At 65.6% G+C, this 17060-nt stretch carries 15 protein-coding genes; 12 read left to right on the top strand and 3 right to left on the bottom strand.

Annotated elements, in window-relative coordinates; translation table 11 throughout:
* Window positions 1-28: 28 nt before the first annotated feature.
* From HB677_RS03405 to HB677_RS03365, 9 genes are all read left to right on the top strand, one after another.
* Complete coding sequence (locus HB677_RS03405) at window positions 29-1381, top strand: ABC transporter substrate-binding protein (RefSeq protein ID WP_213814269.1); 1353 nt, start codon at window positions 29-31, stop codon at window positions 1379-1381.
* Between the two features lie 19 nt (window positions 1382-1400).
* Window positions 1401-2342, top strand: coding sequence for a carbohydrate ABC transporter permease (locus tag HB677_RS03400; protein WP_213814268.1), 942 nt, complete (start codon window positions 1401-1403; stop codon window positions 2340-2342).
* Entirely contained in the window at window positions 2339-3160 is an 822-nt protein-coding gene (locus HB677_RS03395) for a carbohydrate ABC transporter permease (RefSeq protein WP_213814267.1), read from the top strand. Before HB677_RS03400 ends, HB677_RS03395 begins: the two co-directional genes overlap by 4 nt.
* Before the next feature lie 41 nt (window positions 3161-3201).
* Window positions 3202-4032 (top strand): acyltransferase domain-containing protein, encoded by an 831-nt coding sequence (locus HB677_RS03390; protein WP_213814266.1) that lies wholly within the window; start codon window positions 3202-3204, stop codon window positions 4030-4032.
* 62 nt (window positions 4033-4094) lie between these two features.
* Window positions 4095-4946, top strand: coding sequence for a helix-turn-helix domain-containing protein (locus HB677_RS03385; protein ID WP_213814265.1), 852 nt, complete (start codon window positions 4095-4097; stop codon window positions 4944-4946).
* Between the two features lie 30 nt (window positions 4947-4976).
* On the top strand, window positions 4977-5879 hold the full coding sequence (locus tag HB677_RS03380) for an amidase domain-containing protein (protein WP_213814264.1): 903 nt from the start codon (window positions 4977-4979) through the stop codon (window positions 5877-5879).
* Window positions 5880-5929: 50 nt separating this feature from the next.
* Window positions 5930-7519, top strand: a complete 1590-nt coding sequence (locus HB677_RS03375) for an ABC-F family ATP-binding cassette domain-containing protein (protein WP_213814263.1) — start codon at window positions 5930-5932, stop codon at window positions 7517-7519.
* Window positions 7520-7599: 80 nt separating this feature from the next.
* Complete coding sequence (locus tag HB677_RS03370; RefSeq protein WP_213814262.1) at window positions 7600-8223, top strand: DsbA family protein; 624 nt, start codon at window positions 7600-7602, stop codon at window positions 8221-8223.
* 144 nt (window positions 8224-8367) lie between these two features.
* A complete protein-coding gene (locus tag HB677_RS03365) occupies window positions 8368-8790 on the top strand; it encodes a hypothetical protein (protein ID WP_255546150.1) in 423 nt (140 codons plus the stop codon).
* Window positions 8791-8815: 25 nt separating this feature from the next.
* Here the strand turns inward: HB677_RS03365 and HB677_RS03360 are convergent, their stop codons facing one another.
* Window positions 8816-9160, bottom strand: a complete 345-nt coding sequence (locus HB677_RS03360; RefSeq protein WP_213814261.1) for a hypothetical protein — start codon at window positions 9158-9160, stop codon at window positions 8816-8818.
* Between the two features lie 283 nt (window positions 9161-9443).
* Here HB677_RS03360 and HB677_RS03355 point away from each other — a divergent pair, with 283 nt between their 5' ends.
* The gene (locus tag HB677_RS03355) at window positions 9444-12116 is read left to right on the top strand and encodes a glycoside hydrolase family 3 protein (RefSeq protein WP_213814260.1); all 2673 of its coding nucleotides are present in this window, start codon (window positions 9444-9446) and stop codon (window positions 12114-12116) included.
* A gap of 91 nt (window positions 12117-12207) precedes the next feature.
* On the opposite strand, the gene HB677_RS03350 is transcribed toward HB677_RS03355, so the two are convergent.
* Window positions 12208-13155, bottom strand: a complete 948-nt coding sequence (locus tag HB677_RS03350; RefSeq protein WP_374193776.1) for an aldo/keto reductase — start codon at window positions 13153-13155, stop codon at window positions 12208-12210.
* Window positions 13156-13220: 65 nt separating this feature from the next.
* Window positions 13221-13862, bottom strand: coding sequence for a TetR/AcrR family transcriptional regulator (locus HB677_RS03345; RefSeq protein WP_213814258.1), 642 nt, complete (start codon window positions 13860-13862; stop codon window positions 13221-13223).
* 109 nt (window positions 13863-13971) lie between these two features.
* Here HB677_RS03345 and HB677_RS03340 point away from each other — a divergent pair, with 109 nt between their 5' ends.
* Both HB677_RS03340 and HB677_RS03335 read left to right on the top strand, forming a co-directional pair.
* Entirely contained in the window at window positions 13972-14886 is a 915-nt protein-coding gene (locus HB677_RS03340) for an ATP-binding cassette domain-containing protein (RefSeq protein ID WP_213814257.1), read from the top strand.
* Entirely contained in the window at window positions 14886-17024 is a 2139-nt protein-coding gene (locus tag HB677_RS03335) for a YhgE/Pip domain-containing protein (protein WP_213814256.1), read from the top strand. Before HB677_RS03340 ends, HB677_RS03335 begins: the two co-directional genes overlap by 1 nt.
* Window positions 17025-17060 lie beyond the last annotated feature (36 nt).

Genomic DNA, 17060 nt, shown 5'->3' with positions numbered 1-17060 from the left:
AACTTTCCCGCACCACAAAGGAGTCAGCATGAGCAGGAAGATCAAGACTTGGACGGGCACCCTCGCGGTGACCGTCGCCGTAGCGCTCTCGTTGAGCGCGTGCGCGCCGGGCGGAAGCACCTCCCCGACGGCCTCCGCCGGACCCGTCTCCGATGACGTCGCGGGTGCAGGCAACGTCACACTGACGGTCTGGGACCAGAACACCGACCCCGGAATCAACGAGGCGCAGGAAGCGCTGAACGCGGGCTTCTCGAAGAAGTACCCGAACGTGAAGATCAACCGGGTGACCCAGTCGTTCGCCGATCTGAAGACGACGCTGAAGCTTGCTCTCTCCGGCGACAACCCCCCGGACGTCATCCAGGCCAACCAGGGATACCCCGACATGGGCGCGTTCGTCGAGGCCGGCCTCATCCGCCCGCTCAACGCGTACGACGAGCTCTACAAGTGGAGCAGCTACTACCCGGAATCGCTGCTGAAGATCAACTCTTTCAGCGCGGATGGCTCGACCTGGCAGGGCGATAACCTCTACGGTGTCTCGCAGACCGGTGAAGTTGTGGGCATCTACTACAACAAGAAGATCCTGTCGCAGCTCGGTGTTGAGGCGCCGACCTCCCTCGCCGACTTCGACGCCGACATGGCAAAGGCAAAGACCGCGGGCATCCAGCCCATGTCCTACGGCGACATCGAGAAGAGCCCCGGAATCCACCTCTTTGGTGTGGTGCAGGCGGCTCTCGCCGGTGCAGACACCGTCAACTCCCTCGTGACGGGCGCTTCGGGCGCCTGGACCGACGACGTGTCGGTCAAGGCTGCGGAGACCATCCAGGGATGGTCTGACAAGGGTTACATCGCCAAGGGCGCCAACGGCGTCTCCCGCGATGACGCTCTCGCCGACTTCACCGCCGGCAAGTCGGCCTTCTACATCGTCGGAACGTGGAAGCAGGCGGCGATCTCCGAGGCACTCGGTGCCGACGCCGGCTTCACCACGCTCAACCCCGAAGGCTCGGACACCCCGGTCACTACCGGTGGAGAGGGCCTTGCCTGGGCAGTCACCACGGGAACGAAGAACCCCGACGTCGCCGCTGCATACCTCGACTACATCAACGACGCCGCGTCCGCGCAGACGTTCATCGATGAGAAGAGCCTGCCGTCGGTCATCCCTGCGGACTTCACGCCCGCAGCGGGACTCGAGTCGGATGTCTTCAACACCTACAAGACGGTGACGGAGTCGGGTGGATTGGTTCCGTACCTCGACTACGCGACGCCGACGTTCTACGACACCCTCACGGCCGCCGTGCAGCAGCTGACGGATGACCAGGTCACCCCGAAGGCGTTCACGGAAATCCTCCAGAAGGACTACTCGGCCTTCCTGGCAAGCAAGTAAGTAAGGCGGCATTCTTCGAATGACAGTCACCACTCGGGTTCGATCGAGTGAGACACGCAAGACGGGTGCGGTCAAGAGCCGCACCCGTCGGCGTCGTCTCGAATCGTGGAAGGCGTTCCTCTACGTCGTCCCAGCGCTCGCTTTCTCCCTCACCTTCCTGATCGTTCCCACCCTGCAAACGGCGTGGTACTCGCTCTACGACTGGAATGGGCTGAGCGCTGCCACCTGGGTGGGATTCCAGAACTACCTCGACATCGTGCAAGACGAGCAGTTGCGTGATTCGTTCCTGCACGTGGGCGTTCTCGTGGTCTTCTACTCGTTCATCCCGATCGCGATCGCCCTGTTGCTGACCATGGTCATCTCCCGGGCTCACTCGCTGCGGGGAATGTCGTTCTTCCGCACGGTGCTCTTCCTCCCGCAGGTCATCGCCTCGGTGGTGGTTGCCACCACCTGGCTCTCCATCTACTCACCGAACGGTCTGCTCAATACCGCGTTGCGCGCGGTCGGCCTCGACTCGGTCACCCGCGTCTGGCTCGGTGACTTCAACACCGCGCTCGTCTCGGTGGGCTTCGTCGGCACCTGGCTGAACGTGGGCCTCTGCCTCGTTCTGTTCCTCAGCGGCGTCGGCAATGTGCAGCCCGAGCTCTTCGAGGCGGCGCGCCTCGATGGTGCGAGCAGCTTCCAGGAGTTCTTCGGCATCACGTTCCCCGCCCTGCGCGGCCAGATCGTGGTGGCGCTGACTCTCACCGTCGTGTCGTCGCTCAAGACCTTCGACCTCGTGTACATCACCACCCGAGGCGGTCCCGGCAACAGCACCTCGGTGCCGGCTTACGAGGCATACAGCAGGGCGTTCAACTCCGGACAGGTTGGATCGGCGGCGAGTGTTGCCGTCGTGCTGACCCTCGGGATCCTGATCATCACGGCCCTCATCGGTCGGCTGCAACCGAAAGAAACAGAATGAAGATCTCGATCGGCGAGAAGCTCGTCAGCTACGTGGTGCTTGGTCTGTTCGCGGCCATCGCGCTCATCCCACTGCTCGGTGTCATCATCACCGCCATCACGCCCTCCGGGGGAAGCGGTGGATTCCACATTCCGAACACCATTGACCTGGGCAATTTTGTCGAGGCATGGAACCGTGGGCACTTCGCGAACTACCTGTTCTCCAGTTTTCTCGTGACGGTCTCCGTGGTCATCGTCACCACGGTGCTGAGTGTGCTCGCCGGATTCGCCTTCGCCCGGCTCAAGTTCTTCGGATCGAACATCGTGTTCTTCGTGATCCTCGCGGGGCTGTTGCTTCCCGCAGAGGCCTTCATCATTCCGCTGTACTACAACCTTCGGTCGGCGCACATCACCGACACCTACTGGGCGCTGATCCTGCCGCAGATTGCGCAGTCGCTCGCCTTTGGCATCTTCTGGATGCGCAACCAGTTCATGTCGTTCCCCGGCGAGGTCATCGAGGCAGCCCGCCTGGATGGCGCCAGTGACATGCGCACGTTGTGGGGAATCGTGGTTCCTCCGTCGACGCCGTCGATCATGACCATGTGCCTGCTCGTCTCGATGTGGACGTGGAACGAGTTCCTCATTCCGCTCGTCATGGTCAGCAGGGACGAGCTGCGCACCGCGCCCCTCGGACTCGCGTTCTTCCAGGGCCAGCACGCGACGGACTACTCGTTGCTCGCGTCCGCGGGCATCATCATCGCGGCGCCCATCGTTATCCTGTACTTCTTCCTGCAGCGCCGTTTCATCAGCGGAATGCTTGGCGGAATCTCCAGCCGATGATCCCGGCGTAATCGAAGGACACCATGACGAGTCTGGACACAATGAGCACGGAGGATGTCCTCGACATCCTGGGCATCGACGCGGCTGACCGCGACGGCTGCCGCACGCTCCTGGCAGAGCGATCGGACGACCCGGCAGTGCTGGAGGCCATCGCCAGCATCCAGCGCAGCTTCGGCAGCTTCAACGAGATTCCCGTGCGGGAGACCACGCAGGAGGAGCTGGTGTGGCTGACTGCCTACCTCCTGCTCACGCCCACCGTCGTCGCGTGGCATCGCGAGAATGACATCCCCGAGCGGGTGATGCGCGACACGCTCGCCGACGTTGGCCGCCACGTCGCGATCAGCCGCAGGGTCACCGGCGAGTTCAGCCTGCAGACCTGGCGCTGGCTGCTGCACCACTTCACGGTGCGCATCTTCGCCCTCGGACGGCTGCAGTTCGCACTCCAGCGGGCGACGCTGTCGGTGCCCGATGTGTTCGCCGCCGGTGACTGGGTGCTCGCCGTCCACATCCCTGAGTCCGGACCGCTCACGCCGGCCGTCGTCGACGCGAGCCTCGCCGAAGCGAAGCGATTCTTCCCCGAGCACTTCCCGGAACGACCCGTGCGCGTGGTCACCTGCGACTCGTGGATGCTCGACCCGTTCCTGCTCGAGCGCACGACCCCGACGAGCAACATCGGTGCGTTCATCCGCCGCTTCACTCCCATCGGCCACTTCTCCGTCGGCCACACCGACGCGCTCTACTTCGTGTTCCGTACGCGCGACCTCGACCTCGTTCCCTCGCTGCCCCGCGAGACGTCGCTGCAGCGCGCCGTCATCGAGCGCCTCGAGCTCGGCCAGTCGTGGGAAGTGCACTGGGGATACCTGGTTCTCTGAGCCGCCTTCCTGTGAGTAGCGGGGACAGCCACTCCGGTGCGTCGCGGGGTTATCGTTCAGGCATGGACGATCTCAACGACCTCGGCGACTACCTCAAGGCCCGCCGCGAACGGGTGCAGCCCGAAGACGTCGGAATCCGCGTCGGGGGACTGCGCCGCGTGGCCGGCCTGCGCCGCGAAGAAGTGGCGATGCTCGCGGGCATTAGTTCCGACTACTACCTGCGCCTCGAGCAGGGACGCGACCGCAACCCGTCGCTGCAGGTGCTGGAGGCGCTCGCGCGCGTTTTACAGTTGGATGCCCCGGCCGCCGCCTACCTCGTCTCGCTTGCCGCTCCGCGCACGCCCCGGGCGCAGCCTTCCGCGCGTCACGAGGTCGTGCCGGACGGAATTCTGCAGCTGCTGGAAACCCTCGACCTGCCGGCGTTCGTGGAGGGGCGATACTTCGACGTGCTGGCCTCGAACGCGCTCGCCGTGGCGATCTCGCCGAACCTGCGGGTGGGCAAGAACCGCATCCGCGCCGTGTTTCTCGACCCCGACGAGCAGGCCCTGTATCCCGACCTGGAGACCGCGATGGCGGGAGTCGTCGCGGGATTCCGGGCATCGGTCGGAACCGACACGAAGGACCCGGGCTTCATTCAGTTGGTGGGGGAGCTGTCGCTGGAGAGCGAGGACTTCCGCGAGATCTGGGCACGGCACGACGTGCAGATGCTGGAGGGTGCCGCGACCCTCATCCGGCACCCCGCGGTCGGCGACCTCACGCTGCGCCGGGAGAAGCTGCGGCTCACCGACGGGCAGATCCTGGTGATCTATCACGCCGAGAAGGGGTCGGAAACGGCGGGCCTCCTGGCGCTGCTTGCCACCTCGGCGACATCCGAGGACGCGGAGCTCACCGATCGCCCCATTGGCGGGAGTTAACGCTCGCAACCGGGTAGGTTCGTGGGCACCATGACTCTTCGCCGCGCTGTCCACCGCCCCCTCCGCCTCGGAGCGATCGCCTTCGCCGTGGCTCTCGCGGGCACCGTTCTCGTTCCGACCACGGCGATGGCCGCGCCGGGGACTACGGGTGCCTCGGTGCAGGCGAGCACGACCGCCGCAGCGGTCCCCGCACCAATCGTGAAGAAGCTGTCAATCACGACCGGGTCGACAGCAGGCACCCGGCGTATCACGCTGACCGGAACCAACCTCGGCTCCGTGCGGGCCATCAGCTTCGGCAAGGTCGTGCCCACCGAGATCCGCATCGTCAATTCCATGACTATCACGCTATTGCTGGGGCCGGCGAAATTCTTTCAGCCCGCGAAGGTCTTCGTCTCGGTGGCACAGCGTGGCGTCGCAAAGCCGGTCACGACCAAGGTGGCCTTCACCTACAAGGTGCTCACCGCCGTCGACCGCGAGATGAACTACGCGTTCGACAACTGGAACGCCCACGGCACCAAGAAGTACGTCTACATCTCTGCGAACGACTGCGTGAACTTCGCCAGTCAGGTGCTGCGTGCCCGCGGGTGGACTGACACTGCCAACTGGTTCAACCACGGCGGGTGGGATGTCGGGACCGCCTGGGTGTCCTCGACGGCGCTGAAGAACTTCATCGCGGCACGTCCGGCCCGGGCGACGGCCCTGACCGATGCACAACGCGCGAGCGTGAAGATCGGCGACGTGGTGCAGTTCGACTGGGACAAGTCCGGCGACCGCGACCACACCGCGATCATCTCGAAGAAGACCGTGGACGCCGACGGCCACGTCAACCTCTACTACGTTGCCCACACTGACCACGTGCAGTTCCGCAGCGTCGACTGGGCGATCACCACCCAGCACCCGGGCGCAAAGGTCTACTACTGGAGCGTCAAGTAGTCTGATCGCTGACCGGGTGGCCCGCACGGTACCCGCGCGAGAGGACCGCAATGAGCCTGATCAGGCTGCACGACGTCAGTGTCTACTTCGAGAAGACGCAGGTTCTGCGCGAGGCGTTTTTCCGCCTCGAACCGCGTGACCGGGTGGGTCTGATCGGAAAGAACGGGTCGGGAAAATCCACGATCCTCAAGCTCGTGCTCGATCAGGTCACGCCAGACTCCGGCACCGTCACCCTCGAGCCCGGCATGAAGATCGGGTACTTCTCCCAGTTCTCGGAGCTCAACGGGACATCCACCATTCTCGAAGTCCTCGACGAGCTGTTCGGCGAGATCAAGGCGATCGAGGCGGAGCTCGCGTCCATCGACGCGGCGATCGCGGCCGACACCTCCGGCGATCTCGATGCGTTGATTACCCGCCAGTCCGAGCTGTTTGAAGACATGGACCGACTGGATGGCTGGGACTACGGTCGCCGCATCGACAAGGCGCTCACGACCCTCGGGTTCAACGACGTGCACCGGGTGACCCCGATCGACGCGCTGTCCGGTGGGTGGCGCAACCGTGCGGCGCTCGCCAAGATCCTGCTCGAAAACCCCGATGTGCTGCTGCTGGACGAGCCGACCAACTACCTCGACGTCGCCGGTGTCGAGTGGCTCGAGTCGTGGTTCCGCGACTTCCGCGGCGCGGCGATGATCGTGTCGCACGATCGCAAGTTCCTCGATTCCGTCGTGACGCGCATCATCGAGGTGGAGAACTTCCACCTGCACGAGTACCCCGGCAACTTCGGCGAGTACATCGTGCAGAAGCAGTTCCGCTTGAAGACGCTCGAAGCCCAGTACGTGCACGAGTCGGAGCTTCTCGCGTTCGAGGCAGAAGGCATTTCCGACCGGCGTGAGGCGGCCAAGGCGGCGAGCGGCAAGCTCGGCAGTCAACTCGCCGGCATCAAGAAGTCGCGTACCCCGCGCCCGGTCGACCAGATCATCACCGAGATCTACGGTGGCCTGCACGTCAAGGACGTGCTGTGCCGGGTCGAGGGCCTCAGCAAGTCCTACGGCGACAAGCTGCTCTTCGACGACCTGACCTTCGAGATCCGTCGCGGCAACCGCATCGTTGTGCTTGGTTCCAACGGCAGCGGCAAGAGCACCCTGCTGCGCGTGCTCACCGGCGAGGAGAAGGCCGACCACGGGGAAGCCGCCTGGGCCAGCGGCACGCAGGTGATCTCGTACAACACGGTGCTCGACGAGCTCGACCTGGACGACACCGTCAGCCACGCGGTCAATGCCATGCAGGGGAGTCTCGCGCTCACCGCCACGAAGAAATCCGTCAACCGCTTCCTGACCATGTTCCAGTTCTCCGAGGCCGACCTCAAGCAGAAGATCGGCAACCTGTCGGGCGGGCAGCGAGCTCGCGTTGCGATGGCGCAGTGCCTACTCTCCGGTGCATCCGTTCTCCTGCTGGATGAGCCGACGAACCACCTGGACATGTCCAGCACCCAGGTGATGGAGCGCGCGCTCATTCACTTCCCGGGTGCTGTGGTGGTCGTCAGCCACGACAGGTTCTTCAGCGAGAAGATCGCCAACCGTCTGCTGATTTTTGGGGCGGATGCCTCGCAGCCGGGTGAGATCGAGGTCCGCGCGGCGTAGCCCGATCCACCGTCGTCGCGAGACGTAGCACGACGCGGCGGCCACGGTAGCCGGGCTGTGGCGCGCCGTAGGCTGAGGTCATGGCCTCCGAAGATGACAGCACCACAACAACCGTCGAGTTTTGGTTTGACCCGTCCTGCCCGTGGGCATGGATGACGTCCCGTTGGGTGGACGAGGTGGCCAGGTACCGCGACCTCGACATCACATGGAACATCATGAGCCTCGCCGTTCTCAACGAGGACAAGGATGTCTCGGACGACTACAAGGCGTTCTTCCCGCGCGCGCTGCGCTACACCCGCCTCGTCGCTGCCGTGAAGGAGCTGCACGGGCAGGACAAGGTCAAGCCGCTCTATGACGCGCTGGGCACTCGCATCCACCCCGGGGCATCCACCGATCCCGACCAGGTCATCGCCGAGGCGCTACAGGAGGTCGACCTGCCGGCCGACCTCATCGCCTACAGCCTCAGTGACGAGTACGACGAACAGATGCGCGCGAGTCACTTCGATGGCATCACCCGTGCGGGACAGGATGTCGGAACCCCCGTCATCGCCGTCGACGGTGTCGCGTTCTTCGGCCCTGTCATCTCCCCGGCGCCGAAGGGTGTGCAGGCGGTATCGCTGTGGGATGGCGTCGTCGCCGTCGCGTCCTATCCTGGCTTCTTCGAGATCAAGCGAAGCCGCACCGTTGGCCCCATCTTCGATTAAGGGCTACGGCCGCCAGCTCTGTCAGCAGCGCCGTTCTATCGCGCCCCACGGGCGCCCGGCGGTACGCTTCCAGCAAGACGAGCGACCGCACGGAATGCCTCGGCACCGGTCGCGGCTCGGTTGCTCGGGGCTGGAAGCGAACCGATGAATGACACCACCACGAAGATGATGGACATGCGCTCGCAGGAGATGCAGCAGATGCCCGAGACGTCCGGTATGGACACGATGATGATGCAGGAATGCATCGAGGCGTGTTCCGCCATGGAGCAGGCCTGCACCATGTGTGCCGACTCGATGATGGGTGCGGACATGTCGATGTGCCGCAGCATGTGCGCAAACGCGGCGGACGTGGCATCCGCCATGATGCGCATGATGATGCGCCCGAACGGCATGACCCGCGACACAATGATGGCGATGCTGCAGGCGACAACGATGATGGCGACCATGTGCGCGGACGAGTGCATGTCGATGGCCGACATGAGCGAAGAATGTCGCATGTGCGCGGAGGTCTGCCGTCAGTGCGCGATGGCCTGCCAGAAGATGATGGACTCGATGTCGATGGCCTGAGTCGGGCCGATAGTGCGGGCCAGCGTCAGAGCTGGGCCGCAACCAGAACGTTGACGCGCTCGGATCCGAGCGCGAGCACATGGTACAGCGCGTGCAGGGCCACCGGCTGGCCAACGGTCAGTGATCCCGTGCGGTCGGCGTGGTTCCAGACCCACTCCGTGTCGCCGGACTCGATGAGGTCAATGGCGATCCATCCGCCGGCCGACACGTCGCGCACGATTCCGTCGCGCCACTTGGTCGGCGTCGCCGCGGTGACCCGCTCCTGAATGGCGAGGATGGCGTGGCCTGCACCGCCGTGGGTGCAGGACGTGCAGTCGGACGAGGTCTCGCACAGCATCACGTTGCGCACTCCTGGCGTGAGATGGGTCATCCCGTCCTCCTGTTCCTCACTTGATGGGTCTCGTGCTTGTCTGGCGAGTTTAGATTTGGATGCCTCGGGCGTCACCTGTGACCGTCACAGAGCGAAACATTCGGCCGCTCTTGACGGTTTCACGGGTCGGGTCTTTACTGGATGGAATGCCCTGAGGGCTACGACAAGGACCAGACGCAGGTCCCGCGAGCGGGTGTCCCCGCCGCCACACGATGCGACGCCAGACGATCGCATTCATACAATCACGCATCCGCACCAGCAATGACGCTGAGGAGGAACACCCGTGTCATCATCACTAACGCCCACCAACGCCAGGCCCGCACCGCGGTTCCGGCGCCTCATTGCCGCCACGATCGCCCTCGCGGTCGGCATCGCCATCGCCGTCACCTCCGGCGCACCCGCATCCGCCGCCTGGGAAGACTCGGGAACGGCACAAGCCCGTGCCCAGGCGCTCCTCGCCCGCATGACGCTCGACGAAAAGATCGACATGCTGCACGGCGAGATCAACGGTCTCTACGGGTTCTACAACGCGCCGATTCCGCGACTCGGGATCCCGGCGCTGACCATGGCCGACGGCCCGGCCGGCACCCGCGTGGCCAACCAGGACGTCAACGACGGTGAATCGACGGCGCTCCCGGCCCCGATCGCCCTCGCCGCGACCTGGAACGGTTCGCTCGCCAAGCGATTCGGCAGCCTCGCCGGGTCGGAGGCGTTCCGCACCGGGCACAACGTGCTGTTGTCTCCCGCGGCGGACATCTTCCGTGACCCGCGCGCAGGGCGTGGATTCGAGGCCTTCGGCGAAGACCCGCTGCTGTCGGGAACCATGGCGGCCCAGCAGATCCTGGGTATCCAGTCCAACCCGGTGCTCGCGGACATCAAACACCTCGCCGCGTACAACCAGGAGACCAATCGCCTCCTCGGCGGCAACGCGGTGGTGTCGGAGCGGGCCTACCAGGAGGTGTATCTGCGTCCGATCGGGCAGGCGGTGGCGCAGGGTCATCCCGCCTCCGCCATGTGCGCGTTCAACAAGATCAACGGTGTCTGGGCCTGCGAGAACAAGGAGCTGCTCACCACGATCCTGCGCGACCAGATGCACTTCGCGGGATTCGTGATGAGTGACTACAACGCGACCCACACGACGCAGCTGGCCTTCGATGCCGGACTCGACCAGGAGCAGCCGGAGAACTTCCACTTCGGCCAGGCCCTGCTCGACCTCGTGAATGACGGAACCATTCCGGTGAGCGAGATCGGCGCCCGCGTGCTGCGCATCCTGACTCCGATGTACGCGCTTGGGCTCTTCGACAAGCCGGTCGTCACGACGGGCTTCAATGAAGCTGCCAACGCCCGGGTCGCCCAATCGATCGCCGAGCAGTCAATGGTGCTGCTCAAGAACGATGGTGCCCTCCCGCTGTCGGTGCGGAACATCGACGATATCGCGGTGATCGGAGCGGACGCGGACACGGATGTCGCGGGCGGCGGTTCATCGCTGGTCAAGGGCACCCGGGTGGTGTCGCCCCTCGAGGGCATCCAGGCCCGTGTTGGCCCCTCCGTCGACGTCGACTACAGCCAGGGCACCGACCCGATCGGCAATGGAGGAGCCCTGCTTCCCGGGCCAGAGCCGGTTCCGTCGGACGTTCTGACGACGGCGGACGGCAGCGAGTCCGGCCTCACCGCCCAGTACTGGACCAACAACACCCGGACGGGCGACCCGGGCATCACGCGGGTGGAGCCGTTCGCGGCGCAGTTCCTCGGCTTCGTCGGGTTCGAAGCGTTCAACGCCTCGTCCCCGAAACTGCCGGAGACCCCACGGGACTACTTCGGCAGCATGTCGGCCACGTGGAACGGAACGCTGACGGTGCCCACCACCGGAAAGTACACGTTCTCGATCGGGGCAGAGGGGAGCGGAACGCTCTACTTCGACGACCAGCCGGTCGCCACGGTCGACAAGGCAACGAGTTACTCGACAAAGACCTGGGACGTCAACCTCACGGCCGGAGACACCCACACCGTGCGGATCGAGTACGCGCACGACATCCCCACCCAGCAGGACGCCGGCCCGCAGGTCAAGTTTGGCTGGATCCCTCCCCGCGGATTCGTCGCGGAGAAGGCGCGGGCAGCCGCGACGCTCGCGGCGCAGTCCGACGTGGCGGTCGTGTTTGTTCGTGATCTCTCCAGCGAGGGCCCCGACAAGCCATCGTTGAACCTGCCGCAGGGCCAGGCAGCCCTGGTGCGTGCAGTTACCCGGGCCAACCCCAACACCATCGTCGTAGCGACGACGGGTGGGGCCATGGAAATGGATTCGTGGGACAACGATGTGGCCGGCGTGCTGCAGGCCTGGTACGGCGGTCAACGCCAGGGTTCCGCGATCGCGCGCATCCTGTTCGGTGACGTGAACCCGTCCGGCCACCTTCCGGTGACCTTCCCGTTCAGTGAGGACGAGACGCCCACCTCGACGGAGGCGCAGTTCCCGGGCATTGGGCTGGACGCGCAGTACTCCGAGGGCATCAACGTTGGGTACAAGGGATACATCGATCAGGACATCGATGTGAAGTATCCCTTCGGCTACGGCCTGTCGTACACGAAGTTCCGTACGACTGTCACCGGCCTGCCGACGTCACCGCGGGTGACGTCATCCGGTCAGATCGATCCGGGGCAGCTTGAGGTCAAGGTGCGGGTGGCAAACACCGGCAAGCGCGCCGGGGCCGAAGTCGTGCAGGTGTACGCGGGCAAGCTCCCGGGAGCCGTCGAGACGCCGCAACGCGAGCTCGCCGGCTGGGCGAAGGTCTCGGTCGCCCGGGGTGACACCGAAACTGCCACCATCACGCTCGATCCGAAGTCCCTCGCCTACTGGAACACGGCGACGAACAAGTGGACAACGCCGAAGGGTGTGGTCAAGCTCTACGTCGGCAACTCGGTCGAGTCGGCAAAGGAGGCGGGCAGCATCACGGTCCGCTAGGAGGGCCGCCACAGAACGGGGGAGAGGTAAGAGGGGTGGATGTCCCGGAGTTCGGGTCTCCGGGACATCCGCCCCTCATCCCTGTCCGCCGTTACTCGGGGATCTTCGCCGAGAGGTCGCTCAGCTGGATGAGCTCCTCGGGGGTGAGGGTGAGCTCGGCAGACGCGAGGAGGTCGCCGAGCTGCTCCACGACGCGGGCGCTCGCGATCGGCGCAACGACGGTGGGCTGCTCGCGGAGCCAGGCCAGGGCGACGGTGGAGATCGCGGTGTTGTGTGCCTGGGCGATGGCGTCGAGCCCGTCGATGACGGCGAGTGCCTCGGTGTTGAGGTTGCCGGCGAGGCCCTGGCCGCGAACCGAGACGCTGAGGTCGGCCTGCGTGCGGTACTTGCCGGTGAGGAATCCGCTGGCGAGCGCGTAGTACGGCATCACCGAGAGGTTGAACTCCGCGGCGACCGGTGCGAGCTCGCGCTCGAAGGGCTGGCGCTTGACGAGGTTGTAGTGCGGCTGCAGGGCTACGGGGAGAGCGAACCCCTTCTCGCTGGCGATGCCGACCCACTCGCGAATGCGGTCGGCGCTGTAGTTGGAGATGCCGACGTAGCGGATCTTTCCCGCGATGACGAGGTCGTTGAACGCGGTCACGGTCTCCTCGAGCGGAACGGATGCGTCGTCGAAGTGCGCGTAGTACAGGTCGATGTGATCGGTACCGAGGCGGGCAAGCGAGGCATCCGCGGCCGCGGCGACGTTTGCGGCGGCGAGGCCAGTGAAGTCGGGGTGCTGGCTGACCTTTGTCGCGATGACGAGCGAGTCGCGATTGGCGCGCTGGGACATCCACGACCCGATGATCGTCTCGGATTCGCCGCCGGAGTTGCCGGGTACCCATGCCGAATAGCCGTCGGCGGTGTCGATGAAGTTACCGCCACCGGCGGCGAACGCATCGAGCACCGTGTGCGAGGTGGCCTCGTCAGAGGTCCACCCGAAGGTGTTTCCGCCGAGCGCGAGGGGGAATACGGAGAGGTCGGATGATCCGATAGTAGGCAGGTTCATGGGGAAGGAAACCGACACCTGTCGTTGAATATTTCCCGAACGGGAAGGTGTGGAGGCAGTTAACGGCTGGGGATCGCCGCGGCGAGTACGGCAGCGAGGGAGTCCACGACATCCTGCTCGGTCATCGCATCGGGATCGGCGGCCAGCTCGACCGAGAGTCCGTTGATCGTGGCAAGCAGTACCGTCGCGAAGACCAGGTAGGTGGCCGGATCATCCGATCCGCCGAAGCTCGAGACGCGCGAGGCGATGCCGGCGGCAAGGATGGCGCGGCGATTGACCCGCTCGGTGCGATAGGTCTCGCCGACCTCGGCATCGCGCGCGGCCTGGAGGGTGAACTCGACCACGAGGGCGTGCCAGGCGCGCTCGGTGATGATGTCGTTGGCGAGACGGCGGGCGGTGTACTGCACGAGGTCGTCGACCGAGGTGAATGCGGCCGACCCCGCGAGCACATCCGTCGAGATGTCGGCGAGGCGGTCGGCGAGGAGGGTGGCGAACAGCTCCTGCTTGGACCCGAAGTTGGAGTAGACGGCGCCCTTGGTAAACCCGGCGCGGTCGGCGATCACATCCAGCCGGGCTGCGACGTATCCCACATCCTCGAACACGGACAGGGCAGACTCGAGGAGCGCGGCGCGAACGTCTTCTCGGCGGGGTCGCCGACGGGCACCCGTGGGTGCTGACGGGGGCATCGTCGCGGAAGTCATGGCTTCGACGATAGTCGAAATCACTCCATTTCGGTACCGTCGGTATTCAGTACCGAAGGTATTCAAACTGTGACATGATTAGTGGTCGTCAATTCGAAGGAGTCCTTCCGTGGTCACTCAGCCTGATGGGCAGGGCACACAGCTCGCGATTCGCGCGCGGTCGCTGAAACTGGTCGACCGCCGCACAACTGTCTTCGACGGCATCGACATCGCCCTGCCGGTCGGCGAGATGCTCGTACTCACCGGCGTGGGCGGCGCGGGCAAGACCTCGCTGTTGCTCGCGCTCGCCGGACGCCTGAAGCCCACCGCCGGTCAGCTCACGGTTCTCGGCCTCGATCTTCCCGCCAAGGCCGGCGCGGTACGCCGCCGCGTGGCCTTCACCGGCAACGCCACGGTCGCGGCCCTCGACGACAATCTCACCGTCCGCCAGCACATCGCCGAGGCGATCGTGCTGAGCGGCCCGTGGTGGAAGACGTGGACGACCAGGCGCGAAGTGGCCGACGTCATCGACCGCGCCAACGCGATCATTTCCGAGATGTCGGCGGTCGGGGCATCCACCGAATCCACTCCCGGGCAGCGGTCCCGACTCGAGCCGCTCAATCGCGACCAGTTCGTCGCCGTGGTTGGTCCGCTGCCGCGCCTCGTGCTCAGCGTCGTCCTCGCGCTCATCTCGGTGCCCGACATGCTCGTCATCGATGACGTTGACGCGCTGCGCGACCTCCGCGACCGAAAACTCGCCTGGACGAGCCTTGCCACCATTCGCACACCCAAGACCCAGAACCTCACCATCGTCGCCACCTGCCAGGATGCGGGCGAACTGCCCTCCGCCCTGATGGAGGCGCACGACTCGACGCCGCCGGGGGAGCCCGGCACCTTCGTGCGGCGGGTCAGCCTGCTTCCCGTCGGCGATGCTCCCCGGTCGCTCCACGGCGCCGCGAGCAACGGCACCCTGCACGTGGGATCCTCCGACATCTCCACTCCCGACACCACCGATCGTGCGGCACTCGCCGCGGAGGCCAACTAATGGGACTGTTTTCCCTGCCGAGCACCGAACTCGCCCGTTTCGGCGTCACCACCAAGACGAAGGCCGCGCTCGTCATCATGGCGATCATCCCCGCGCTCTACGGTGGCCTGTACCTCGCCTCGAACTGGAACCCCACCGGTCACCTCGATCGTCTGACGGCCGCGGTCGTCGACGAGGACGTGCCGGCGACGGTCACGGCGACGGATGGCTCGTCCAGCACGATCTCCGCGGGTGCCGACCTGACAAAGGAACTGCTCAAGGCCGACAGCGGCTTCACCTGGGTGAAGGTCTCCGCCGCCACCGCGCGCGCGGGCCTCGACGACGGAAAGTACGCGGCAACCCTTGTTGTGCCCGCGAGCTTCTCGACCACGCTGGGTTCGGTGAGCGGGGATGACCCGGCCCAGGCCAAGATCTCCGTGACGACCAATGACGCCACGAGCTACCTCACCGGCACCATCACCAACACGGTCTCCAACACGATCCAGAAGAACCTGGCGTCCTCGACGACCTCCAGCTACCTCGACAAGATCTACGTCGGTTTCACCTCGGTGCACGACGAACTCGCCAAGGCCAGCGACGGTGCGAACCAGCTGACCGACGGCGCGACGACCGCGAGCAACGGATCGGACGACCTCGTCACCGGCCTCGGCACCCTCTCCACCGGCGCCACCAAGCTCGCCTCCGGCAGCGCAACGCTCGCGACCGGCGCGAAGTCGCTTGCCACCGGTGCCGCGTCGCTCGACTCGGGGCTGAGCAAGCTCCAGTCAGCCACGAAGTCACTCCCCGCACAGACGCAGCAGCTGGCGGATGGAACTGCGTCTGCCGCGAGTGGGAGCGGCACGCTGCTCACCGGAACGAAGTCGCTCGCCGCGGGCGCGAAGTCTGCCAAGTCCGGGGCTGCCTCGCTGGCGACGGGCGCCTCGTCGGTCAGTTCCGGCGCGGCGCAGGTCTCTTCGGGACTCGCGGGCCTGCTGGCGAACTATGACTCGCTCACCGATGCCCAGCGCAAGGGACTCCTCCAGCAGCTCGCCGGTGGTGCATCGCAGACCGCGTCCGGAGCTGCCAGTGTGTCGTCGGGTGCAAGCTCGCTCTCCGACGGAGTCGACAAGCTCGCAACCGGGTCGTCGTCACTGGTGACCGGCGCCACGTCCCTCAACTCGGGCCTCGGCACACTCGCCTCCGGCACCGCCAAGCTCGCGGCCGCAGCGCCGACCCTGTACTCCGGCATCAGCCAGAGCGCAGCGGGTGCCGGGAAGCTGTCGGACGGGGCATCCAGCCTGTCCACCGGCGCCGCCTCCGCGTCGACCGGAGCGGCATCGCTCGCCGACGGTGCTGCCTCGGCACTCGCCGGAGGACAGAAGCTGTCCACGGGGCTGCACACGCTCAGCTCGGGCGCCACCGACCTCTCCGACGGACTCGCCGACGGCGTCGCCGATGTACCGAGCTATACCGACAGCCAGCGTGCTTCGCTGACCGCCGTGGCATCCGATCCCGTCACGCTCGACCGCACGCACGACAACGCCGTGTCGACCTACGGTGATGGACTGGCTCCCTACTTCATTCCGCTGGCGCTCTGGGTCGGTGGCATCGTAACGTTCACCATCTTCCGTGCGCTCTCTCCCCGCGCCGTTGCCTCCGGTGCACGCTCGTGGCGGGTTGCCCTCGCGGGCTTCGCGCCGGGCGCGCTGTTCGGTGCCATTCAGGCCCTCGTGCTGATGGGCGTGCTCATCTTCGGTGTCGGTCTCACGTCGCCGCACATCGTGGCAGCCGTCGCGTTTGCGGTGCTCGTCGGGGTCTCCTTCACCGCGGTGCACGACGCGCTGGCTGCGCTGTTCGGCGGTGGAATCGGCCGCCTGATCGCGCTCATTCTCCTCATGCTGCAGCTGACGAGCGCCGGCGGTACGTACCCGTTGATTTTGTCGCCCGGATTCTTCCAGGCGATCAGCCCCTACCTGCCCATGAGCTACGCGGTGACAGGCATGCGTCACCTCATCGCCGGGGGAGACATGGCTGTCGTATGGAGCTCCGTTGCGCACCTTGTGCTGTTCATGGTGATCGCCCTTGCCCTCGCCGCCGTCGCCGCGCACCGCAACCGCGTCTGGACCGTCGGGCGCCTGCACCCGTCCCTGTCGATCTAACCTGTGGATAAATAAAGACGTAAAGTCTCTATTTCT

The sequence above is a fragment of the Glaciihabitans sp. dw_435 genome (assembly GCF_018449675.1).
In the GTDB taxonomy this organism is placed as follows: Bacteria; Actinomycetota; Actinomycetes; order Actinomycetales; family Microbacteriaceae; genus Glaciihabitans.
This window is presented reverse-complemented; position numbering and strand designations above follow the sequence as displayed.